The organism is Corynebacterium sp. A21 (assembly GCF_052266655.1).
GTDB lineage: Bacteria > Actinomycetota > Actinomycetes > Mycobacteriales > Mycobacteriaceae > Corynebacterium.
This window is the reverse complement of the sequence record NZ_JBQPQY010000002.1, coordinates 449914-471722: the sequence shown is the minus strand read 5'-3', so window position 1 is coordinate 471722 and position 21809 is coordinate 449914. Positions and strand designations below refer to the sequence as shown.

Annotated in this window: 20 protein-coding genes and 1 pseudogene; 8 read left to right on the top strand and 13 right to left on the bottom strand. The window is 63.7% G+C overall.

What is annotated here, in order from left to right; translation table 11 throughout:
* The first annotated feature begins 570 nt into the window (after positions 1–570).
* Positions 571–1638 (top strand): enoyl-CoA hydratase/isomerase family protein, encoded by a 1068-nt coding sequence (locus tag ACTU46_RS06345; RefSeq protein WP_443380387.1) that lies wholly within the window; start codon positions 571–573, stop codon positions 1636–1638.
* On the opposite strand, the gene ACTU46_RS06340 is transcribed toward ACTU46_RS06345, so the two are convergent.
* The 6 genes from ACTU46_RS06340 to ACTU46_RS06315 form a co-directional block, all read right to left on the bottom strand.
* Positions 1635–2792, bottom strand: coding sequence for a DUF6882 domain-containing protein (locus tag ACTU46_RS06340; RefSeq protein WP_443380386.1), 1158 nt, complete (start codon positions 2790–2792; stop codon positions 1635–1637). The two genes, ACTU46_RS06345 and ACTU46_RS06340, sit on opposite strands and share 4 nt — an antisense overlap.
* A 110-nt stretch (positions 2793–2902) precedes the next feature.
* Entirely contained in the window at positions 2903–3490 is a 588-nt protein-coding gene (locus tag ACTU46_RS06335) for a TetR/AcrR family transcriptional regulator (protein WP_443380385.1), read from the bottom strand.
* The gene (locus ACTU46_RS06330; RefSeq protein ID WP_443380384.1) at positions 3474–5852 is read right to left on the bottom strand and encodes an MMPL family transporter; all 2379 of its coding nucleotides are present in this window, start codon (positions 5850–5852) and stop codon (positions 3474–3476) included. The genes ACTU46_RS06335 and ACTU46_RS06330 overlap by 17 nt, the downstream gene beginning before the upstream one ends.
* Before the next feature lie 358 nt (positions 5853–6210).
* Positions 6211–6546, bottom strand: a complete 336-nt coding sequence (locus tag ACTU46_RS06325) for a hypothetical protein (RefSeq protein WP_443380383.1) — start codon at positions 6544–6546, stop codon at positions 6211–6213.
* A 407-nt stretch (positions 6547–6953) separates the two neighbouring features.
* Positions 6954–8102, bottom strand: a complete 1149-nt coding sequence (locus ACTU46_RS06320) for a glycosyltransferase family 4 protein (protein ID WP_443380382.1) — start codon at positions 8100–8102, stop codon at positions 6954–6956.
* A 27-nt stretch (positions 8103–8129) separates the two neighbouring features.
* Positions 8130–9359, bottom strand: coding sequence for an NAD-dependent epimerase/dehydratase family protein (locus ACTU46_RS06315; RefSeq protein WP_443380381.1), 1230 nt, complete (start codon positions 9357–9359; stop codon positions 8130–8132).
* A gap of 339 nt (positions 9360–9698) precedes the next feature.
* Between ACTU46_RS06315 and ACTU46_RS06310 the strand changes: the two genes are divergently transcribed.
* Both ACTU46_RS06310 and ACTU46_RS06305 read left to right on the top strand, forming a co-directional pair.
* Positions 9699–10361: a hypothetical protein gene (locus tag ACTU46_RS06310; RefSeq protein ID WP_443380380.1), complete on the top strand. Its 663-nt coding sequence runs from the start codon at positions 9699–9701 to the stop codon at positions 10359–10361.
* A gap of 114 nt (positions 10362–10475) precedes the next feature.
* The gene (locus ACTU46_RS06305) at positions 10476–10922 is read left to right on the top strand and encodes a PAS domain-containing protein (protein WP_443380379.1); all 447 of its coding nucleotides are present in this window, start codon (positions 10476–10478) and stop codon (positions 10920–10922) included.
* Between the two features lie 3 nt (positions 10923–10925).
* Here ACTU46_RS06305 and ACTU46_RS06300 read toward each other — a convergent pair whose 3' ends face one another.
* The gene (locus ACTU46_RS06300) at positions 10926–11297 is read right to left on the bottom strand and encodes a hypothetical protein (protein WP_443380378.1); all 372 of its coding nucleotides are present in this window, start codon (positions 11295–11297) and stop codon (positions 10926–10928) included.
* A 6-nt stretch (positions 11298–11303) separates the two neighbouring features.
* Positions 11304–12944: a peptide chain release factor 3 gene (locus ACTU46_RS06295; RefSeq protein WP_443380377.1), complete on the bottom strand. Its 1641-nt coding sequence runs from the start codon at positions 12942–12944 to the stop codon at positions 11304–11306.
* A gap of 233 nt (positions 12945–13177) precedes the next feature.
* Here ACTU46_RS06295 and ACTU46_RS06290 point away from each other — a divergent pair, with 233 nt between their 5' ends.
* On the top strand, positions 13178–13732 hold the full coding sequence (locus tag ACTU46_RS06290) for an NADPH-dependent FMN reductase (protein WP_443380376.1): 555 nt from the start codon (positions 13178–13180) through the stop codon (positions 13730–13732).
* Positions 13733–13867: 135 nt separating this feature from the next.
* Here the strand turns inward: ACTU46_RS06290 and ACTU46_RS06285 are convergent, their stop codons facing one another.
* Positions 13868–14041 carry a hypothetical protein gene (locus ACTU46_RS06285; protein WP_443380375.1) on the bottom strand — a complete coding sequence of 58 codons (174 nt, stop codon included), beginning with the start codon at positions 14039–14041 and terminating at the stop codon, positions 13868–13870.
* 215 nt (positions 14042–14256) lie between these two features.
* Positions 14257–14913: an aminoacyl-tRNA hydrolase gene (gene pth / locus ACTU46_RS06280; protein ID WP_443380374.1), complete on the bottom strand. Its 657-nt coding sequence runs from the start codon at positions 14911–14913 to the stop codon at positions 14257–14259.
* A 21-nt stretch (positions 14914–14934) separates the two neighbouring features.
* On the opposite strand from pth, the gene ACTU46_RS06275 reads away from it, so the two are divergent.
* The 4 genes and pseudogenes from ACTU46_RS06275 to ACTU46_RS06260 all read left to right on the top strand — a co-directional run bounded on the left by ACTU46_RS06275 (position 14935) and on the right by ACTU46_RS06260 (position 18997).
* A complete protein-coding gene (locus tag ACTU46_RS06275; protein ID WP_443380373.1) occupies positions 14935–15933 on the top strand; it encodes an NAD(P)H-dependent flavin oxidoreductase in 999 nt (332 codons plus the stop codon).
* 85 nt (positions 15934–16018) lie between these two features.
* Positions 16019–16954, top strand: a pseudogene (locus tag ACTU46_RS06270) (intradiol ring-cleavage dioxygenase).
* 184 nt (positions 16955–17138) lie between these two features.
* Positions 17139–18590 carry a glyceraldehyde-3-phosphate dehydrogenase gene (locus ACTU46_RS06265; protein ID WP_443380372.1) on the top strand — a complete coding sequence of 484 codons (1452 nt, stop codon included), beginning with the start codon at positions 17139–17141 and terminating at the stop codon, positions 18588–18590.
* A 185-nt stretch (positions 18591–18775) separates the two neighbouring features.
* Positions 18776–18997 carry a hypothetical protein gene (locus ACTU46_RS06260; protein ID WP_443380371.1) on the top strand — a complete coding sequence of 74 codons (222 nt, stop codon included), beginning with the start codon at positions 18776–18778 and terminating at the stop codon, positions 18995–18997.
* A gap of 102 nt (positions 18998–19099) precedes the next feature.
* Here the strand turns inward: ACTU46_RS06260 and ACTU46_RS06255 are convergent, their stop codons facing one another.
* The 3 genes from ACTU46_RS06255 to ACTU46_RS06245 are packed head-to-tail and all read right to left on the bottom strand — an operon-like array spanning position 19100 to position 21798.
* On the bottom strand, positions 19100–19837 hold the full coding sequence (locus tag ACTU46_RS06255) for a maleylpyruvate isomerase family mycothiol-dependent enzyme (protein ID WP_443380370.1): 738 nt from the start codon (positions 19835–19837) through the stop codon (positions 19100–19102).
* On the bottom strand, positions 19837–20664 hold the full coding sequence (locus ACTU46_RS06250) for a fumarylacetoacetate hydrolase family protein (RefSeq protein WP_443380369.1): 828 nt from the start codon (positions 20662–20664) through the stop codon (positions 19837–19839). The genes ACTU46_RS06255 and ACTU46_RS06250 overlap by 1 nt, the downstream gene beginning before the upstream one ends.
* Before the next feature lie 6 nt (positions 20665–20670).
* A complete protein-coding gene (locus tag ACTU46_RS06245; RefSeq protein ID WP_443380368.1) occupies positions 20671–21798 on the bottom strand; it encodes a cupin domain-containing protein in 1128 nt (375 codons plus the stop codon).
* Positions 21799–21809: the final 11 nt, after the last annotated feature.

The window sequence follows — 21809 nt, the reverse complement described above, 5'->3', positions numbered from 1 at the left end:
TCGAGATGATGGGTGACCCGTGGGGCCCATGATCCTGCGGGAGGGCATCGCTCCACCCACCCACTCGCCGCGACCCGCGTCGAGGTAATCGAGAGGGGCGGGGCGCTCACTTCGCTCAGTTTCCGGGCTAGAGGTCGGTGGTCAGGACCACAGGGTTGATAGCGAAATCTACAGATACGCGGACAACGGACAACCGCCCACGGAAGAACCAGAAGCGTTCGCGTCAACTTTCATGTGAATCCGTGAGGTGGCTGACTTTGGAGTCGGCGAGGTCCCGGCAGGTGCCGGTGCTGGGAAACCAGGCTGCACAATCCTGTGGGTAGTAGTGACGGTGGACTGCGCAACCGAAGATCGCGGCCGGTGCGGCCTGGAGAGGATTGCCGAGTTGGAGGACTATCGGGACTGGCAGGGCACAGAGAGTTGGCCCCGGTGGCCTGATACCCACCCGCCACCAGGTTCCACCACAACATCCGCAGTCCCAATCTCACTTCATGGGGAGAATTAAGCCACCTATTCAAAATGTGATTCAGGATAGCGCCAAAATGAACTGTGTTATGAGACACTGGCCGCATGACTGAGAACACGCGCCCTGAATCCACTGTGGCGGACGCAGAGGTCCGTGCTTATATCCGTGGAGGCACCGGAATCCTAGAGCTGAACCGTCCCCGGGCGATCAACAGCCTGAATCCGGCGATGATCCGCGAAATCACCCAGGCACTGACTACCTGGCAGGACGATGAAGAAATCACCCAGGTGCTGGTGTTCTCAAATAGTGAACGCGGCTTCTGCGCCGGCGGAGACGTCCGCTTCGCCCGGGACAGCATTCTCGCCGATGACCATGCGGCGGTGGATGCCTTCTTCCGCGAGGAGTATTCGCTGAACCATCTCATCGCCAAGTACCCCAAACCCTATGTCGCGCTTATCGACGGCGTGGTGATGGGCGGTGGGCTGGGGATCTCGCTGCATGGTTCGCATCGGGTGATCACCGAGAAGACCTTCGCCGCGATGCCGGAGATGGCCATCGGCTATTTCACCGATGTCGGTGTCGCCTATGCCGCCCAACGGATGGTGGGGAAAAAGGGACAACCCAGTGAAGCCATCGCCGCCTTCATCGGCATCACCGGTGCCAGGTTGAGCCCGGCGGACATGCTCTGGTGTGGGGTAGCCACGGACATCATCTCGTCGAAGAGCCTGCAGAATTTCATGGACGCGATGATTGAGCGGGGCATCAGTGCCGCATTGAAGGAAAATGCCATCGCGGATCCCAAAGACTCGGAGCTGGCCGGTTATGCCATTGAAATTGAGGAGTGTTTCGGTCAGCTGACCTGGGCAGATATTGATGAGGCCCTGGAGGAGCAACCCAAGACCGATTTCTCCGAGAAGGTTCGGGGGCTGATGGCTGGGGCGAACCCGACCTCGGTGGTCGCCACCACGGAGTTCTTCACCGCCTGCCGCTCCGCGCGTGGTCTGCGCGAGGCCCTGGACAAGGAGGTCGCGCTGGGTGAGGTGCTGCGGCGAGAGCCGAACTTCGTGGAGGGGGTGCGCGCGGTACTGGTGGACAAGGACCGCAACGCCGCCTTCGAACCGGCCACCATCGCTGAAGTGGATGTGGAAAAGTACCGCGCGATCCTCAGTTAGAGCAGCTGACCTCCAATGTCGATCTGCCCGTCCCGGAGCGATAGGCCCCGGGCCCGGGCATAAGCCTGCCGGGCGTAGTCGAGGTCCAGGTCTGCGGGGAGTTCGGCGGCCAGGGTGGCCTGGACCGCGGGGAAACTCGGCGGTGGCAGGTGGAGTTCGGGGGTGTCGATGAGCAGCACCGCATAGCCGCCCTGGTTGGCGGTGGTGGCGTGGACCCAGCGGTGCAACACCGGTTTGGCCGCTGCCCAGAGTTTCAGGGAACGCACCTGTGCCATGGGCAGTCGTGGGGTGAAGAATTCCGGGATGCCGTTGTCGATGCCGAAGCGCTGGAGTTCGCGGGCCCGTGATTCCGGGAGGGTGGGATCCGCCCACGCCCAGGTCCAGGTGTCATTGCGGACGGTGGCGATGATATCGGCGGCCACATTCAGGGTGGCACCGGTGGCGCTGCTCAAGGTGGCACCCTCCGGGGTTAGCGTGGTGCGGGCCTGCGGGAGCGTGCCCTCGAAGAGCAGCTGATGTTCGGCGGAGAGGAAGTGAGCGTCGGCGCGAACCTGGGCGAGCGGGAGACCACCGGAGATCTCGGCCACGCGGCCGTCGACAAGCGAGAGCGTGGTGCCTTCGCTGAAGGTGATCTCGCCCGGGGATTCGCGTACCTCGAGGCCACGGGCAGCGGCGAAACCGAGCAGGGCGCGGCGGAGATCAACCTCGGCGGGCAGCTGCGCCAGCCCGGTGATCAGCGCGCGCCGGGGCTCCTGCTGCCGGAACTCACCTTCCAGGGCTACCACCCAGGTCCGGCCGGAGGCATCCGGCGCAAGTATCACGGGTGTGTTGTGGTGCAGGGTGCGGGCCGCGGCGATCAGCCCCTCCGAGGCCTCCCCAGTGTCCTGTAGCTCAGGGATACCAAAATCCTCGCCAGTTCCGCTGAGCCAGGTCCACTGATCCTCCCGGATCTCGGCGACCAAGCTGCCGGGGAAGGTCACCGTGCCGGCCTTGCGGCCGGTGATGGTGACCTCCGTGGCGGTGTCCTCGCCCCGGATCAGTTCCACCCGGGTGATCTCTCCCAGCGCGGCGGTGAACCCCGCGCTGATGTCCGCTTGGACGATGGCACCGTCGGCGATGACCTCGGCGAGGCTGGTGGGGGCGGGGAGCTGCATGGGGGAGGAGACACGACCTTCTACATGGGGGCGGCAAAGGAGTACCTGTCCCAGGATAGTCGGCAGGCGGCGGCAGACCCCGGAGGGTGGGCCCCGGTGCCGCTGACCCTTTATCCCCTGAGCCGGACCATCTCGCAGGCCCGGTGAACCAGGGCGATGCCCTCAGCTGGGTCCTGCGGCACCGGCGAGCTGTAATGCCACTCCAGCGCGGTCCGGATTGCGGCGGCGATGATCTGCATCGCCACCGCCGCCTCAAAGTCACTGAGCTCGGGAAACCGCGGGCGCAGCGAGGGCATCAGAGGATCGAGCACGGTATTCAGCTCGGGCTTTCCCGGTGCCGGGGAGAGGATCTCCATGATCTCACTGAGCCGGAAGAGAGTTCCGAAGGAGTTGATCTCGGAGTCATCGGCCTGGAGATTGCGCACCACCAGGTGTTCCACGGCATCCAGCAGGGAAAGCTCCGCCGGGACTTCAGCGAGTCCGGCGACCAGGGTCTGGATCCTCTCACTGATGAACTCCAGCAAGGCCTCCTCGCGGGAGGCGAAGTAGTTGTGGAAGGTGCGCGGGGAGACGCCGGCAGCGGTGGCGATCGCCGCCACCGTCAGCCCTTCCGAACCCTCCCGGAGGGCCAGCTCAGCGGCTGCCCGGGCAAGTGCGGAACGGGTGGCCGCTTTCTTGGATTCACGAAGCCCCGACACCGGTGCTCTCCTTCATCTCCACGGTGCGGGCGACATCGAGATCCGTCAGGGCTTCGCCCTCGACATCGACATTCGGCAGGATCTTCTCCAGCCACTTCGGTAGCCACCAGGCCTTGTCGCCGAGCAGGAACATCGTCGCCGGGATGATGGTCATGCGCACGATGAAGGCATCGAAGAAGATGGCGATCGCCAGGGCGAAGCCCATGGTCTTGATGAAGGACATGTCCTGGGCGATGAAGGCGGCGAAGACCGAGATCATGATCAGGGCGGCGGCCGTGACCACGCGGGCGCCGTGCTTAAAACCATTCGAGGTGGCATTGCCGGCGGTCTTGCCCTTGGTGAAGCCCTCCCGCATCCGGGTGACCAGGAAGATCTGGTAGTCCATGGCCAGGCCGAAGACCAGGCCGATGAGCATGATCGGCAGGAAGGACAGGATCGGCTGCGGATCGGAGATGATGCCGAATCTGCCCTCCTGGAAGATGGCCACGGTGGCGCCGAAGGTGGCGGCCACGGAGAGACCGAAGCCGGCCGCGGCGATCAGCGGGACCCAGATGGAGCGGAAGACCAGCAGCAGGACCAGGAAGGCCAGGATCAGCACGATGGCGATGTAGGGGATCAGAACCGATCCCAGACGCTCGGAGATGTCATCGTAGATCGGGGTGACCCCGGTGATGCCGTAGCTGGCACCGGTCTCAGCGGCAAAGGTATCGGCCTCGCTGCGTAGCTGGGAGAGGGTCTCCGAGGTCTGCTCATCGATCGCGTCGAACTCCGGGGTGATCAGGATCTGGGCGGTGTCGAAGTTCTCGGTGGTCTGGGTGATCTGGGCGTTGGCCACACCCGCAGTTCCGAGGAACTGTTCGATGGCCTGGCCGAAGACCAGCGGGCGCTCCTGTTCCGGGACCGCCGCGGCGTCGACAAGCGCGATCATCGGGGCGTTGCGGCCCGGGCCGAACGCCTCGGCGGTCATGTCATAGGCGATGCGGGGGGCGGTGCCCGGGGTGGAGGTGCCATCGGTGGGCATCGCCAGGCGCATGCCGGCGGCCGGGATGGCGATCAGGCCCAGCAGGAGGACACCGACCAGTAGGTGGGTCAGTGGGCGCTGACGGATCCGGCGTACCCATTTCAGGCCCATGGTGGGCTTTTCATCCTCGGGGTCCGGAACCTTCGGGCCGGGGAGCCGGGCGGCGAAGATCCGCGTGCCCAGCAGACCGAGCAGTGCCGGCAGGAAGGTCAGGGCGATGAGCACGGCGATCAGCACGGTGACGCCGGCGGCCAACGCCATCGCGGTGAGGAAGGGGATGTTGATGATCGACAGGGCCACCAGGGCGATCAGCACGGTGACGCCGGCGAAGACCACCGCGGAACCTGCGGTGCCCACCGCCATACCCATGGCATGGGCACGGCTGGCCAGGTCCATGGTGCGGAGCTTCTGCGCCAGCTCCTTCGGCTCCAGGTCATTGGAACCGGTCTGGGCGATCAGCTCATTGCGGAAGCGGGAGACGATGAACAGCGCATAGTCGATGCCCACCGCCAGGCCGATCATGGTGGCCAGCACCGGGGTCATGTCATTGATGTCATCGGAGAAGACGGTGGCTAACTGGACCCCCAGCACACCGATGCCGACGCCGATGATCGCGGAGATCAGCGGCATACCGGCGGCGATGAAGGAACCGAAGGTGACGATCAGCACCAGCGCTGCGACGATCAGACCGATGACCTCGGAGGTCATGTTCAGCGAGGTGGCGGCGGCACCGAAGGCGTTACCGTTGTAGACCACCTGCAGGCCGTCCCGGGCATGGGAATCGAGCACCTCGGTGACGGACTCACGCTGTTCGGCGGTGATGTCCATGGCGGATTCAGCATCGAATTCCAGGGTGATGATGCCGGTGCTCTCGTCCGGGCTCAGCGGGCTGACGGCCGCGATATCGGCGGCGATCTTCGCCGCCGGAACACCCTGCGCCTCAAGCGCCGGGGTCATCTGGGTGGCCAGGCCCTGCGCGGCCATCACCGGGTTGAGGACGGTCTCCGGGTGCTGCACCTCGCCGGTGGCGCGTACCTCTGCGAGCATGGCGTCAACCTGTGCCATGACCTCCGGATCGGACAGGGTGCTGCCCTCGGGAGCCTGGATCACGATGGAGCCGGAGGGGGCACTGGTGGCGTCCGCCGCGCCGGGGAAGCGCTCCTGCATCTTCTCCATGGTGACCACGGAATCCAGTCCCGGGATGCTGAAGGTGCTTGAGGTGGGCTTCGCGAACATGCCGGCCAGGGTGCCGACCGCGATCAGGATGATCAGCCAAAAAGCGAGGAAGGGCCATTTTTTCCGGTAGGACAGTGAGCCCAGCCGGTAGAGAAATTTCGCCATGGAAAAACCTTTGTTCTCTGTTGATGATGGGTGGTACAGAGTTGCACGATCCGGCGCAGCTCCGCGGATGGGGTGACCGGGGAGCTGCGCAAATATTGCGCGATGAGGGCAAACTTGCACAACGCGTGCAAGTTTAATGCTTTGTGAAGACCATTCACTAATTGGGCGAGGGAAAGTGCGCAAGATCGCTTATCGACGCCGCGGTGCCGGGGGATGCGGTGGGGGCGCTGTGTGCGTCGGTGGCGGGGCGCGGTGGAAGGTGCGGTGGCGGGAGTTGTTTTTGACGTCGACTTCACTCCGCAGGTCAGACAGTGCCGCCAGTGCAGACGGGTTCTGAAAACAACACCGGTGAAGACCCCTACCCGATGGGGGTTATCCCAACTTTAAGGATCAGGAGGGACAGCGCAAACATCAGCAGGCTATGTACCAGGAATCCAGCCCAGATCCCCCACCCCAGGGCGAGGGCCAGATAATGGCGGTGACGGTAGCGATAGAAAACCGCAGCGAAGGCGGCCAGGAATCCTCCTATGATCATCAGGAAAATAAACGATCCGATAATCCACGACCGCACCAGCCCCTCAACACTGATTCCTACGGGGATCAAGTAATGCCGGAGGAGAAGCCCGCTCCCGAAGCCGGGAAGGAACAGCAGGACGGTGCCTATTTTTCGTTTCCACCCGCTCGTTGAGGCCACTCTTCAAAATTGCCAGGTTGGTTTCACCCTCAAGTGGCTCAATTCCGCTCTTCGTGTGGTGATGTGTAGCCCCGCATAGGCGTTTCCACCCGAGTCAGGCGGCAATACGGTTTTGGGTGGGCACCGGGTGATTTCGCCCGACCTGGTCAATTGTGTGGCGCAGTTTGCAGAGTGTCTGCTGTTGAAGCTCCTCGGAGACCGTAATGCTGGTGGCGGCTGTGCGCACGGCGCAATAAGTTCTTTCGCATATATCAGCCTGGGGTGGACCGAGATCTGCGCGCCGCTGCGCACAGCCATGCGCTGAGGCTTAGTGCGCAGAAGCGCAGTCAGATAACGCACAGCGCCGGGACAGCAGGAGTCTCCTCCCATTGTCCCGGCGTGCCATGCCAGTGCCAGTCCAGGATGATTCAGCCCCGGTTGGTCACGTGTCTTTCAATAGCGGTCTCGTACATCTCCACCAGCGTCTCAGTGGAGGTGCGCCAGGAGTGCTGTTCCGCCTCGGCCCGGGCAGCCGCTCCCATCCGGTTGAAGGTCTCCTTGTCCAGGAGCAGGGTGGCCAACGGTTCGGCCCAGGCCTGCGCGGGAGCATCAGGATCAACCAGAAAACCGGTCTCGCCCTCATCGATGACGAAGGGGATGCCCCCGGCCCGGGCCCCCACCACCGGGACGCCGGAAGCCATGGACTCCAAGGCCACCAGACCCAGCGTCTCAGTCAGCGAGGGGAAGACGAAGGCGTCACCAGAGGCGAAGGCCTCCGCCAGCTCGGCACCGGACATGTAGCCGGTGAAGGTGGTCCACGCCGGATCCAGCACCTTCTGCAGCTCATCGCGGTGTGGGCCGGAACCGACCATCGCCAGCCGGGCGCCGGGCACCTGTTCCCGGAGTGCGGGCATGATCTTGGCCAGCAGGTCCAGGTTCTTCTCCCGGCTCATCCGGCCGACATAGATCACCAGGGGAGCCTCCGGGTGGCCGTCGCTGAGCCGTTCGCGCATTTCCCGGGAGCGGCGCGCCGGGGTGTACCCGACGGTGTCCACGGCCTTGGGCCAGAGCTCGACATCGTTGATGCCGACTTCACCGGCCTTGATCACCATGGGGCCGGAGGTACACAGGTTCAGCTCCGCCTTATTGTGCAGCAGGCGGATCCAGTGCTCGGCGGGGCGTCGTAGCCAACCGATCTTGAGTTCATCGGTGTACTCGGGGATATTGGTGTGGAAGCTGGCCACCAGGGGAATGTCGCGCCGGGTTGCCGAGAGCACCCCAAAGGCGGCTAACCATATCGGGTTGACCGCATGCACGACATCCGGCTTGAAATCTGCCATCCGCTTCGCGATCGCCGGGGTGGGAAGACCGTACTCCAGCTCCGGATAGACGGGCCAGAAAGACATGGAGCGAACTTTGACCACCTCGAAGCCGGAGTAGACCGCCGGTGGGTCACCGGGTGCGAAGATCAGCACCTCATGACCGAGTTCGGCGAGCTGTTCCAGGGTTCGGGTCACCCTGGTGACCACACCGTCGATCTTCGGCAGGAAGACCTCGGTGAACATCGCGATACGCATGCGCTGGTTGTACTCCTGGGAGGGTGGTTAGCGCTGCAGCGCGTCGGCGGGCTGCGGATGGGACACGGATTCCGGCTCACCGGCGGACTGCTGGGTGGTCCACAGGGAACGGGCGGGGATCTTGGAGAGATCGGCACGCTCCGCGTACCGGCGGGCGGTCTCCTCGACCTCGACGAGCAGGCCCTCGGACAGCGTGGTGGGCTTCAGGCCCAGCTGGAGGAAGGTCTCATTGACCACGTGGAGTTCATTCTCGGCGGACTCCTTGCGCGGGTTGGGGACCATCTCCACCTCTGCACCGGAGATCTCGGCGATGAGCTTGGCCAGGTCACGCACCCGGTGGGTCTCGGTCATCTGGTTGAAGATCTTGACGCGCTCACCGGCGGTCGGTGGGTTGTCGATGGCGATCTCAATACAGCGGACCATGTCACGCAGGTGAATGAAGGCGCGGGTCTGACCACCGGTGCCGTGGACGGTCAGCGGATAGCCGACGGCGGCCTGCATCAGGAAGCGGTTGAGCACGGTGCCGTAGTCGCCGTCGTAGTCGAAGCGGTTGATCAGGCGCTCGTCCTTCTCGGTCTGCGGGGTGTGGGTTCCCCAGATGATGCCCTGGTGCAGATCGGTGATGCGCAGGGAGTCATTCTTGGCGTAGAAGGCGAAGAGATGCTGATCGAGCACCTTGGTCATGTGGTAGATCGAACCCGGGTTGGAGGGGTAGAGGATCTGCTGCTCGATATTGTCGCCGGTCCCTTCCGGAGCGACCTCGACATCGAGGTAGCCCTCCGGGATCTTCATGCCGGCGGTGCCGTAGCCGTAGACGCCCATGGTGCCCAGGTGGACGACATGGATGTCCAGGCCGGATTCCACGATGGCAGCCAGCATGTTATGGGTGGCGTTGGTGTTGTTGTCCACGGTGTAGCGCTTATGGCCGGCGGACTTCATGGAGTAGGGGGCTGCCCGCTGCTCGGCGAAGTGGACCACGGCATCGGGCTGGAACCGCTGCAGGAAAGTCAGCAGGCCCTCATAGTCGCGGGCGATGTCGAGCTGCTCGAAACCGATCTCCTTGCCGGAGACCTCGCGCCAGGCGCTGAGGCGTTCTTCGATGTCCCGGATCGGGGTCAGGGACTCGGTACCGAGCTCCTCGTCGATTCGGCGCCGGGAAAGGTTGTCGAGGATGACAACATCATGTCCCTGATCGGACAGGTGCAGGGATGCGGGCCAGCCGCAGAATCCGTCACCACCGAGAATCGCGATCTTCACTTTTGCTCCCAGGAGATTGAGGACAGGTGGAATGGCACCGCCTGAGCGGTGTCCTTCCCCCTAATGTAGGCAGAAAGAAGGGTTTCGGCAGCGGAACCGGGCTAATACAGGGGGAGTTTTCCGCTACTTCGGGGTCACCCTAACTTTCCACTCGGTGGCGGCACGGTTAATTTTGGGCCAAAAGTGCTGGAAGTGGAGCCCGCCGGTCCGTCGTCATAAATTCACCGTGATCCGCACCCCACCTTGGGCACCGCGTGGGAGCCATGTGGGGTGAAAGTCCGTGGGCAACGTATTCTGCAGTATGTTCCGCCTGATCTCCCCACTGAAGTAGGTGACCCGATGCTCTACGCCGTGTCTTATGCGCTGCTGGACTCACTCAACGTCCTCCTGATCGGCGTCATCGTCGGCCTGGGTATCATGCTGCCGCGCAGTGGCCCCTATAAGAAGGTGTCCGCCCTGCTGGTCGCCGGCGACTGGCTCGGGGTCTTCCTCCTGGCGCTGGCGGTCATGGCGATCTTCGACGGCCTGGGTGATCTGGTCGAGGAGGCGCTGGAGTCGCCGATTTACGGAATCCTACTCATCGGTGCTGGTCTACTGTCCCTGCTCCTGGCGCTCCGCGGCTCCGGGGAAGGTGATGAGAAGATGATCGCCCGGCTGCTCGGCCCGCTGCAGCGGCCCTCCTATAAGACGGTGTTGGTGGGACTGGGGCTGGGCATTGTGCAGTCGTTGACCTCCGTTCCCTTCTATGCGGGTCTGGCGGTGCTGTCCGCCGGGGACTACAGCGTGTGGATCCGCTATGCCGGAATGGTGGTCTATGCCAGCCTGGCGCTGAGCCTGCCGGCCCTGGCTGCGGTCTTCATTGGTCTGGTGCGCAACTACCCCTACAGTCCGATGGGGCGCGCCTTCGAGGCGATGCGCACCCGCCGGGAACTGATGGTCAAGCTGGCCGGATATCTGGTTGCGGTGGTGCTCATCGTCTTCGGCGCTGTTTCCCTGCTCTGAAAAGATGCTATTCGACGCTCGCTTTCCCGCCCGCGGCGCACCTCGGTTGGGGTAAGAATGATGGCAGAAATCATTATTCACGAGTTCTATCGTCTAAAAGTGAGGAAGTCTCAGATGTCCGCCGAGAATAGCAATGAGTTGGCCACCCGGATCTTCACTGAAACCAGTGATGCTGTGATCTATGCGGACCGCGAAGGTAAGATCCGACTCTGGAATGCCGGTGCGGAAGCCCTTTTCGGGCAGTCACCGGAAGAAGCGCTCGGCCAGTCCCTGGACATCATTATCCCGGCGAAGCACCGGCGCGCCCACTGGACCGGCTGGGACCAGGTCATTGAATCCGGGGAGACCCGTTATGGCCACGAGCCGCTTTCGGTACCGGGCGTACGTGCCGATGGCTCCAAGGTGGCCCTGGAATTCTCCATCACCATGCTCAAGGATGAGGCCGGGCAGATCGAGGGCATTGCCGCGATCATGCGGGATGTCAGCGTGAAATGGGATCAGACCCAGGTGCTGCGCAAGCAACTCCGGGAAGCACAGGCACAGCTGAAAGCCGGGGAGTAGCAGCTACTCCACCACCACCGCCAGGTTGAGATTCGCCAGCTCATATTCACCGGGGCCACTGAGCCGCGCCAGCTCTGCGCACACCGCCGGGGAGGCCGGGATCAGCCAGCCCAGCTTCGGATCCAGGGTGGGCACGGACCGCTCATGTGGCACCGGGATCAGACTCACCGGACGGGCATCCCCACAACGAAGCTGCACCGCGGTGCGGGAGCGTGCGGCATCGGCGAGCGCGTGGACGCCCTCGAGGCTGGTGAGTAGCACGACAAGTTGTTCCGCGGTGCGCACGTGCAACGTCGAGACCTCCACCGGCGGGAGGTGCTCGGGGACGTCGATACGTTTTGGGCCGGAGCGACGGAAGCGGTCAAGGAAACCCATGGTTTCCTAGTCTGCGACCATCGGATCGAGGGTGAAGCTCGGGTTCTCCTTCTCGATGAACTGCAGGCGCCACTTATCGCCGAAGAGTGCGATGAGTACCCCATCGGTGCGGGTGAAGATCTCCACGCCACGTTGACGGGCCAGCAGCGGGGCGGTTTCGGCGTCGGTACGTCGGGCCACCGAATAAGGCACCGGGTCGGCGACGGTTTCGACGTTGTACTCGACCGCCATGCGGGCCTGCATGACCTCGAACTGCATCGGGCCGACCGCAGCCATGACCGGGGCGGCGTCGCCGCGGGCATCGTTCTTGAGGATCTGGACCACGCCCTCGGAATCGAGCTGCTCCAGCGCCTTGCGGAACTGCTTGTACTTGCCCAGGGACTTCGCGCGCAGGGTGCGGAAGTATTCGGGGGCGAACTGCGGCATCGGCGGGAACTGGATCTTACGGCCCTCGAAGATGGTGTCACCGGGAGCCAACGAACCGGCGTTGACCAAGCCGACGATATCGCCGGGGTAGGCGGTCTCGACGGTGGAGCGGGTGCGGCCGAAGACGGTCAATGCGTACTTGGTGGAGAAGCTCCGGCCCGACTGGGCGTGGGTGACCTGCATGCCCCGGTCGAACTCGCCGGAGACCACGCGCATGAAGGCCAGAGTATCGCGGTGGTTGCGGTCCATGCCGGCCTGGACCTTGAAGACCACGCCGGAGAAGTCATCTTCGGTCTCGCGCTTTTCATCCATCGCGCTGGTGGCGGTTTCCAGGGCCTTCGGATCGGCTTCACGGCCGTGGGGTTCCGGGGCCAGGGTGCAGAGGGTGTCCAGGATCTGGTGGACCCCGAAGTTGAGCATCGCGGAGGCGAAGATCAGCGGCGAGGTCTCACAGTTCTCGAAGAGCTCCTGATCGTGCAGCGCACCATCGGCGGCGAGCAGTTCGGCCTCCTCCGCGGCGGTTTCCCACGCCTCGCCTTCTTTAGCCAGGGCCTGTTCTGCGGTGTAGAACTTCTCCGGGGCGATGGTGGAACCACCTGCGGTACGGAGGAAGTTGACGTATTCCTCGACCTCGCCCTCCTCGCCGACCTTGGCCAGGCCACGGAAATCGCCGGCCTCGCCGACCGGCCAGTACAGCGGGGTCGGCTGCAGACCGATCTGGGTGACAATCTCGTCGACCAGTTCCAGCGGTTCCCGGCCGACGCGGTCCCACTTGTTGATCACGGTGATGATCGGCAGGCCGCGGGCCTTGCAGACGCGGAAGAGCTTGAGGGTCTGGGGCTCCAGGCCCTTCGCGGCGTCGATAAGCATGACCGCGGCATCGACGGCGGTGAGCACGCGGTAGGTGTCCTCCGAGAAGTCGGCGTGACCGGGGGTGTCCACCAGGTTGATCATGTACGGCTCGCCCTGATGGTTCTCGGGGGAGTATTCGAACTGCAGGGCGGAGGAGGCGATGGAGATGCCGCGGTCCTTTTCCATCTCCATCCAGTCAGAGACGGTTGCTTTTCGGCCGGCCTTGCCGTGGGTGGCACCGGCCTCGGAGATGATGTGCGCGTGCAGCGCCAAAGCCTCGGTCAGGGTGGACTTACCGGCGTCGGGGTGGGCGATGACGGCGAAGGTGCGGCGGCGGGATGCCTCGGCGGCGGCAGTCGGAGAACTCATGGGTATCAAGGATAGCCGGTGGAGTGGACCTGACCCTAGCCGCGTGGTCCACGGCTTGTGGTGGGTGGTTCCGGGACGGCCCGATAGGCGGATACGTTTAGGGGTGAGCTGGAGATTTACCTGGAATCTCCCGCCCACTTCAGCTGTTATGGTTGCCATGTCCCCGGACCGGTAGTATCATTTGTGTGACGTATCAACAATGGTTGGCTTAAACTTTTTAAGAGGAGATCCACATGAAGATCGGCATCATCATTGGCAGTGTCCGCGAAGGACGTTTCGGCGAAGGCGTGGCCCAGTGGGTGCTCGAGGGTGCACAGGCCCGTGGCACCGAGGGTTTCGACTATGAGATCGTCGATCTCAAGGCCTTCAATGTTCCGCTGCTGACCAGCAACGTCGTCCCCGGCGCGGCCAACAAGCAGTACGATAATGAGAACGTCAATGACTGGTCCAAGGCCATTGACGGTTGCGATGGCTTCATCTTCGTCACCCCGGAGTACAACCACGGCGTCCCCGGCCCGATGAAGAACGCCTATGATTCCCTGGGCGCCGAGTGGTTCCGCAAGCCGGTCGGCTTTGTCGGATACGGTGCCTCCAACGCCATCCGCGCCATCGAGCAGTGGCGTCAGATCGTCTCCAACTTCGCCCAGATCGACATCCGCAACCAGGTGGAATTGTCCATCTTCGCCGATGCCGATGACAGCGGCTTCGCGCCGGGCGAGCGTCGTGCCGATGCGCTCGAGGGCATGCTGACCTCCCTCGAAGATGCTGTCACCATCATGAACAAGTAGTAGCTGCTCCTTAAAAACGCTGCTGCTTGAAAAAACTATGACCCACCTCGGATTCCTCCGAGGTGGGTCATAGTTGTCTTCCAGGCCTTGCCGAGGCGCGGTCTGGTAATTGAGTCGGCCGGGGGTCAGGTGGGATTAATCATCCCAATCGTCATCGTCCCAGTCGTCGTTGTCATCCCACCGGTCATCCCAATCATCAAAGTCGGCGACCTGGGAGGAGAGTGCTGGCAGGGCGGGGACGTTGGCGCCGCCGCCGAGGATCGGGGAAAGCAGGGCCAGAAGGCTGGCGATGATGGCCGCAATATCCATGGTGTGCTCCTAAGTTCAGTGTGAGTGTCTAGCGCCGCCGGGGTGGGGCGCTGTGGCCGGTGCGCTGGCCATGACTGGGATTACAACAGCTATTGAACTCGCCCGCCAGCCTCGGTCAGACGCCCCAAAAATTAGAAACCGCCTGGTCAGCGCATATGAACTGAATATGAGAGAGCCATGAAAGAACTCTCATCTTAGGGCCTGCACGACCTCGCTCAGCGGGCGTGGATGGTGTTCTGTGCCCGCGGCAGCCCTTGGGTGACCAGCAGCCGGGCGGCATCGGCGGCAGTGGAGATTGCCGTGTCGAGACCCGCGTCCGGATCGATGGGGGAGAGCACATAGTCCGGCACGGGCATCCCCTGCGGCGGCCGGGAGATACCGATGCGCACGCGAAGATATTCCCGGGTGTCCAGCTCTGCGGTGGTGGATTTGAGGCCGTTGTGGCCGTTTTCATTGCCGCCGAGCTTGACCCGCACCTTCCCGGTGGGCAGGTCGAGTTCATCGTGGATGACTACCACATGATCGGCCGCAATGCCGTATTTTCCGCAGAGCGGGGCAATGGCCTGGCCGCTGTGGTTCATGAAGGTGGTCGAGCGGAGCAGCAGTACCTTCTGTCCCTCCCACTCCACCTGGGCGACCTCCGCCTTGCTGCCCGGGAGTGGGCTGAGCAGGGTGCCCTCTGCGGCGAGTAGATCATCAAGGGCCATGTAGCCGACATTGTGGCGGGTGGGGGCGTACTTCGCCCCGGGGTTGCCCAGGCCGATGATCAACCAGTCGGGATCGAGCTCGGGCAGCGGAGCTGTGGCAGGGGAACCGGTACGACGGCCGCGGAGTCGGGCGATGAGGTCTGAGAAACTGAGCACGGCGCTCATCTTCTCATATAGCCTGTTGGCATGGGCATTCTTGATGGCTTGAAGTATCCCGTGATCGCCGCACCGATGGCCGGCGGTCCCTCTACCCCGGCGCTGGTGATGGCGGTCGGCGCGGCCGGGGGACTGGGTTTTCTCGCCGCCGGCACCATCAGTGCGGCGCGGCTGAGCGAGGATCTCGCGCAGCTGCGCGGCCCCTATGCGGTCAATCTCTTCGCCCGCCAGGAACCCCTGCCAGATCTTGCTGAGGTGAACCGGGTGCGCGAGCAGCTCGGGGTGGCGGAACTACCGGAGGTCGATTACCGCAATGGTTGGGAGGCGAAACTACAGGCCGTACTCAACACCCGGCACCGCCCATTGGCGCTGAGTTCCACCTTCGGACCGCTCTCGGCGGCGGAGATCGCGTCGCTGCAGGAGGCCGGCATCGAAGCCTGGGTCACCGTCACCAACCCGGCGGATGCCGCCACCGCTGTCGCTGCGGGTGCCGATGCCCTGGTGGTGCAGGGGCCAGAAGCCGGCGGGCACCGCTCCACCTGGCAGGTGCCCGCCACCCCGGATGAGCGCGCCCTGCCGCAGCTGCTTGACGACGTCGCGAAGCTCGGGCTCGGTGTGCCGTTGATCGCCGCCGGGGGCATCGGAACCCCGGCCCAGGTGGCCGCCTATCTTGGCCGAGCGGAGGTTCGGGCGGTGTCCTGCGGTACCGCCTTCCTCCGTGCCACGGAATCCGGAACGAGTGTGGCCAACCGTGAGATCCTGGCGGGGGCCCCAGCGACCGTGGCCACCCGAGCCTTTTCCGGGCGGGTGGCCCGCGGCGCTATCACGCGCTATACCCGGGAGCACCCGGACACCCCGCCGATCTATCCCTACCTGAATCCACTGCTGGCACCGCGGCGAAGCAACCCGGACTTCGCCTATTGCCTGGCCGGTATCGGGGCCGCGGAGACACGGCAGGCCCCGGCAGCGGAGATTTTCGCGGAACTGGTGCAGGATCTTCCCGGAGAGCTCACGGAAACCACCCGGTAAATCCCGGGAACCTCTCTAGGTAGGCGCCATAAGTTCACTACGGAGCCGCCGAGAGGTGCGGCATTAACGCCAGAAAGGTCCAGCCATGAATCACCGCCCGTCCTTTGAGGGAAGAACCCTCGTCCGCCCGCATGAGGACCTCGAGGACCAGGGGCTTCGCTTCGACCTCGGTACAGTCTTCAGTCGACGCAAGCTATTAGGCCTGTTCGGCCTCGGTGTCGGTGGAGTGGCGCTGGCCGCCTGCGCGCCAGGTGGCGGCGGCACCCAGGCCAGCGGGACCACCGCGGCGTCGACAAGCAGCGCTGCGGCGGCGACCCTGACGGAGATGAACTCCGAGACCGCCGGACCTTACCCGGGCGATGGCTCCAACGGCCCTGATGTCCTCGAGATCTCCGGCATCGAGCGCAGCGATATCCGCAGCAGCCTCGAAGGTGACATGAGCGTGGCGGGCGTGCCGATCACCCTGAGCATGAACCTGATCGACCTGACCGCGGACAATGCCCCGATGGTCGGTGCCGCGGTCTATGTCTGGCATTGCGATGGGTTGGGCCGGTACTCCATGTACGGCACCGATGTCACGGAGGAGACCTTCCTGCGTGGCGTGCAGATCAGTGATGAGACGGGGCAGGTCACCTTCACCTCGATCGTCCCCGGTTGTTATGCCGGCCGCTGGCCACACATTCACTTTGAGGTCTTCCCGGACCGCGGATCCATCACTGACGCCGGCAATAACATCCTCACCTCCCAGATCGCGATTCCGGAGAAGACCTGCGCCGAGGTTTATGGTGGGGCTGCCTACGAGAGGTCCGCTGACAAACTGAGCAACATCACCTTGGCGCGGGACGGGATCTTCCGCGATGGCTGGGAGCAGCAGATGGCTAAGGTCAGCGGTGATGCTACCTCGGGCTACACCATGACGATCGATGTGCCGATCAAGGCCACCACCGCATAGGACAACTCCATGGGCGGTGGTCCGGAGGGTGATCCCGGTGGTGAGATGCCGCCGGCACCACCGCAATAGGGACCAGCGGGACGGGTTGAGGGTAGCCCAGGGTTCGGAAGAGGTGTCCAGCCGGAGCCACAGAAGAGGAATGATACTACCAGTGCTTCTTAGGGTGAGCTAAGCATATTTGGGTACCCTGGGCTGGGCTATGGTCATGGGTGCTAAGCAGCACTTATCGTGTACCCCGGAGGAGCCCACACCCATGGCCGAACATAGCAATGACTGGACTGAGCGGATCACCATCGCGGAGCAGATGCTGCCGCTGATCAGCCGCCTGCACCGAGACCACAATGTGGTCGCCTCCATCTTTGGACGCCTTCTTGTCAACGTGACCGCAGTCGACATCCTGAAGTCGCACCGTTATGCCCGCCGTGTGACCGAGCGGGAGCTCGACCCGGCTAGGACCCTGCCGGTCCTCCAGCAGCTCCTCGAGCTCGACCTGGGCACCGGATCCATTGACGTCGGCAGCTTGGCCGCCGGCTTTGAAAAGCAGGGCGGCGGCGATGACGCGGCACTGCGCACCTACCTCGAAACTGAACTCGCTGACCTGATCGGCACGGACGCTGAAAAGCGCCACACCGACGTCGTCCTCTACGGCTTCGGCCGCATCGGCCGCCTGCTGGCCCGGATCCTCATCGCCCGCGAAGCCACCTATGGTGGCGTCCGCCTGCGCGCCGTCGTGGTCCGCAGCAAGGGGGAGGGTGACCTGGTCAAGCGTGCCTCATTGCTGCGACGCGACTCCGTCCATGGTGCTTTCGACGGCATGATCACCGTCGATGAGGAGAACAACATCATCTGGGCCAACGGCACCAAGATCCAGATGATCTACTCCAATGATCCGGCCACCGTCGACTACACCGCCTACGGCATCAATGAAGCCATCGTCGTGGACAACACCGGCCGCTGGCGCGACCGCGAGGGCCTGTCCCAGCACCTCAACGCCAAGGGTGTGGCCAAGGTGGTGCTGACCGCGCCGGGCAAGGGGGAGCTGAAGAACGTGGTCTACGGCATCAACCACGGTGATATCACCGCCGAGGACAAGATCGTCACCGCGGCTTCCTGCACCACCAACGGCATCACCCCGGTCCTGAAGGTCATCAACGACCGCTACGGTGTCGAACACGGCCACGTCGAGACCGTGCACTCCTTCACCAACGACCAGAACCTCATCGACAACTTCCACAGCGGCCCGCGCCGTGGCCGGGCAGCCGGGCTGAACATGGTGATCACTGAGACCGGTGCCGCCAAGGCTGTCGCCAAGGCTCTTCCGGAGTTCGAGGGCAAGCTCACCGGCAACGCCATCCGCGTGCCCACCCCGGATGTCTCCATGGCTGTGCTGAACCTGACCCTGGCGAAGGACGCCGAGCGCGAGGAAGTCAACAACTTCCTCCGCAAGGTCTCCCTGCACTCCAACCTGCGCCAGCAGATCGACTTCATCGACTCTCCGGACGTGGTCTCCTCCGACTTTGTCGGCTCGACCCATGCCGGGGTCGTGGATGGGCTGGCCACCATCGCCAACGGCAAGCACCTGGTGCTCTACGTCTGGTATGACAACGAGTTCGGCTACTCCAACCAGGTGATCCGTGTGGTTGAGCACATCGCTGACTCCCGTCCGCGGGTACTGCCGCATCGTGCGAACCCGGTTGATCTCTGATCCTGCGAGGTTACTGCTGGATTGACTGAGCCGGGCCTGGACGATGATTCCGGGCCCGGCTCAGTGACCTTCGGGGGTGAGTCTCCCCGGGAAATTCCCAGATCATTTAGGGGTGGTTACCCTAACTTGGGGGAGGTGTTCCGCAGGCCCTATTTATGGCAATTGTGATCCCCTACACTCATATCATGAGTAAGAAGAAGCATGGACCTGCTAAGCATGGCCGTGATAAAAGCGGATCGAAGGTGGCCCTCAACCCATTGGGTGTGAAGGTCAAGACCAAGTGCTGCCGATCCAACCCGCGCTGTAAGCGCTGCCCGGTGGTGTACAGCCGACTCATGAAATCCGGCGCCTTCGATCGGGATGATGTGAACCTCCCCAAGGAACTCAAGCTCGCCCGCCGCTGGTAGAAATCCCGCGCTGGTTAATCTCTGTGGCCGCGAGACAAAGATCCCGTCCACCCCTCAACAGCAGGGGTGGACGGGATCACTATGTAGGGGAGTACGCGGTGGCTAGAGCCAGCGCGGCGGCTCCGGAACCTCGCCCTGGGGGGAGGTGACGCCACGGGCGTCGCGGCCGGCGGTCCAGCGGACCAGGCCCGGCAGATCACCGTGGATCTCGGTGAGCGGATTGGCATCGTCGGCCGGGGAGACCTCGATGCGCTCGCCGGTGGTGTCATTGACCAGCACCAGGCCGGCACCGGCACCGTTTCCGCGCCACTTGCCCGGAATCTCGTGCAGCAGCGTGTTGAGGACAACCTCGGGAATGTCGCTGAAGGTTGCGTGAACGCCCAGATCCACCGCGTGGATCCAGACCTCGCGGGAGCGCATCCACAGGGTCTCAGCAGCAGGGACGGTGCGCCCCTGGGCGGTGAGAACCTCGGCGGTCCAGGCAGCCTCCGGGGCGTCGCGCCAGGCGACATCCAGGCGGGCGACCGTGTGATCGTGGAGGTTGCGCAGCGCATCCGCATTCAGGGTTGCGCCGTATTCGATTTCCTCGCCACGGGCCTTCGGAGACTCATACATCGGAGTTTCCTCGCCGGTGGTGGCCCAGTGCATCAGGTTCGACACCGCGGCGGCGTTGTAGCCGACGTGTGCGATCAGATGGTTGCGGGTCCACCCCTCGAGCGCGGTGGACTCAGAGAATTCATCATTCTCGAGCAGCGCCAGCTGGCCGGAGTAGTGGGCGGTGCCACGTCGAGCCAGGGAAAGTCGCTCCTCGATCGGGAGATCGTGGAAGGAATCGGTCATTACTCGAACACCGTCTTGTTGGCCACGTGACCCAGGCCCTCGATCTGGACCTTGACGATATCGCCGTCGCCGATGTACATGCCGGGCTTGCGGGCGTGGCCGACGCCACCCGGGGTACCGGTGACGATGACGTCGCCGGCATCCAGCGGGTAGATGTGGGAGATGTATTCAATCAGGGCCTCGGGGCCGAAGACCAGGTCGTTGGTCGGGGTGGTCTGGACCTTCTGCTCGCCCAGGAAGGTGGCCAGTTCGCCACCGAACTCGAAGGAGTCAGTGGTGGTCATCCACGGGCCAAAACCGGAGGTCTTCTCGAAGGACTTGCCCTGGTGCCACTGGAGGGTGCGGTACTGGTAGTCGCGCATGGTGTAGTCGTTCATGACGGCGTAACCGGCGATGAAGTCCTTGGCATCCGCAGCCTTGACGCGACGTGCGCGCTTGCCGATGACGATGGCGAGCTCGCCTTCCCAGTCCAGCTGGCCGTTGGCGTAGTCCGGAACCAGGACATCGTCGAAGGGGCCGGTCAGGGCCTCCGGGAACTTGACGAAGAGGGTGGGGTTCTCCGGCAGCTCGCGACCCATCTCCTTGATGTGGTTGGCGTAGTTCAGGCCGACACAGACGATCTTCTTCGGGGCCGGAACGACAGCTTCGAGTTCCTTCTCGCCGAACTCGACTGCCTCGCCGGCGGCCTTCTCGGCGATCTCGCGCCAGTTCTCAACCTGCAGCAGATCGCCGACGTTGGCGTAGCCCTCGATCGGGGTGGCGGTGGTGTCGGTCTCGACGCGAGCGGCAAAGGTGCCCTCGTTGGAGCGAATGGTTGCAAGACGCATTGTTGTTTAGATTCCTTCCGGAGTAAAAGTGCGGTTGAGGTGAAGAGCCTCGAAGATCGGATGATCAGAGAAGCAGAACAGGTCGACGCCTTCAGCGCCGGCGCCGACAGACCACTTCTGCCACGACGGTACATTGACCACGTCGCCGTGCTTCACTTCAAAGGTCTTATCACCGACATTAATGGTGGCAGAACCCTCGAAGACCTGGAAGACACGGTTTCCCACCTCGTGGATCGGGGTGGTCTCAGCGCCCGGGCGCAGGCGGTGGAACTCGGCCCGGATGGTGGACATGACATCGCCACCGGTGCTCGGGTTGGTGAAGCGGATGGCGGCGTGGCCGGGTGCGACAACACCAGGGAAGCCGGCGTCCTCCAGTGCGAGTTGGTCCTTCAGCGCGGCGTCGGTGTGCTCCCAGGCGTAACGGCCGATGGGGGAGGAGACGTGAGCGCCTGGGAAAGCCAGCGGACGTAGACCCGGGTGGGCCCAGAGACGCTCGGAGCGGGAGTAATCCGGGGTGGACTCATCCGTCAGCTTCTCGGAGCCGTACTCGAAGAAGCCGGTGTCCATCTGATAGGCGAAAGGGATGTCCAGGCCATCGAGCCAGGCCATCGGCTCGGTGGCGATGTTGTGGTGGCCGTGGAAGTTCCAGCCCGGGGTGAGCAGGAAGTCGCCGCGGCGCATCGGGACAGCGTCGCCGTTGACCACGGTCCAGACACCTTCGCCCTCAATGACGAAGCGGAAGGCGTTCTGGGAGTGGCGGTGCTCCGGGGCGTTTTCGCCCGGGGCCAGGTACTGGATCGCCGCCCAGAGTGTGGGGGCGATGTAGGTCGGGCCACCCAGGCCGGGGTTGGCCAGACCGATGGCGCGACGCTCGCCGCCACGGCCGACGGGGACCAGCTCGCCGGAGCGGGCGGCCAGCTTATAGAGCTTCTCCCAGTCCCACTTGTGGGCAATGGCCTGCGGCTGCGGAGAGTTCGGCATGAGGCCGCCGATCTGGTTCCACAGGGGCTTCATGTGCAGCTCATCCATCTGGCCGTACATCTCCTGCAGCTCCTTCTCCTCCTCGGGAGTCAGCGGCGGCGGAGTGAAAGCGACGTGCTTGTCGGTGTAGTCGTTCTTGTCGACATTGCCCATAACGGGATGTC

Bases quoted from the DNA above. Each gene is read 5' to 3' on its own strand.
- ACTU46_RS06345 (WP_443380387.1), top strand. From the start codon at position 571: ATGACTGAGAACACGCGCCCTGAATCCACTGTGGCGGACGCAGAGGTC.
- ACTU46_RS06340 (WP_443380386.1), bottom strand. From the start codon at position 2,792: ATGCAGCTCCCCGCCCCCACCAGCCTCGCCGAGGTCATCGCCGACGGT.
- ACTU46_RS06330 (WP_443380384.1), bottom strand. From the start codon at position 5,852: ATGGCGAAATTTCTCTACCGGCTGGGCTCACTGTCCTACCGGAAAAAA.
- ACTU46_RS06320 (WP_443380382.1), bottom strand. From the start codon at position 8,102: ATGCGTATCGCGATGTTCACCGAGGTCTTCCTGCCGAAGATCGACGGT.
- ACTU46_RS06310 (WP_443380380.1), top strand. From the start codon at position 9,699: ATGCTCTACGCCGTGTCTTATGCGCTGCTGGACTCACTCAACGTCCTC.
- ACTU46_RS06305 (WP_443380379.1), top strand. From the start codon at position 10,476: ATGTCCGCCGAGAATAGCAATGAGTTGGCCACCCGGATCTTCACTGAA.
- ACTU46_RS06300 (WP_443380378.1), bottom strand. From the start codon at position 11,297: ATGGGTTTCCTTGACCGCTTCCGTCGCTCCGGCCCAAAACGTATCGAC.
- ACTU46_RS06295 (WP_443380377.1), bottom strand. From the start codon at position 12,944: ATGAGTTCTCCGACTGCCGCCGCCGAGGCATCCCGCCGCCGCACCTTC.
- ACTU46_RS06290 (WP_443380376.1), top strand. From the start codon at position 13,178: ATGAAGATCGGCATCATCATTGGCAGTGTCCGCGAAGGACGTTTCGGC.
- ACTU46_RS06285 (WP_443380375.1), bottom strand. From the start codon at position 14,041: ATGGATATTGCGGCCATCATCGCCAGCCTTCTGGCCCTGCTTTCCCCG.
- pth (WP_443380374.1), bottom strand. From the start codon at position 14,913: ATGAGCGCCGTGCTCAGTTTCTCAGACCTCATCGCCCGACTCCGCGGC.
- ACTU46_RS06275 (WP_443380373.1), top strand. From the start codon at position 14,935: ATGGGCATTCTTGATGGCTTGAAGTATCCCGTGATCGCCGCACCGATG.
- ACTU46_RS06265 (WP_443380372.1), top strand. From the start codon at position 17,139: ATGGCCGAACATAGCAATGACTGGACTGAGCGGATCACCATCGCGGAG.
- ACTU46_RS06260 (WP_443380371.1), top strand. From the start codon at position 18,776: ATGAGTAAGAAGAAGCATGGACCTGCTAAGCATGGCCGTGATAAAAGC.
- ACTU46_RS06255 (WP_443380370.1), bottom strand. From the start codon at position 19,837: ATGACCGATTCCTTCCACGATCTCCCGATCGAGGAGCGACTTTCCCTG.
- ACTU46_RS06250 (WP_443380369.1), bottom strand. From the start codon at position 20,664: ATGCGTCTTGCAACCATTCGCTCCAACGAGGGCACCTTTGCCGCTCGC.
- ACTU46_RS06245 (WP_443380368.1), bottom strand. From the start codon at position 21,798: ATGGGCAATGTCGACAAGAACGACTACACCGACAAGCACGTCGCTTTC.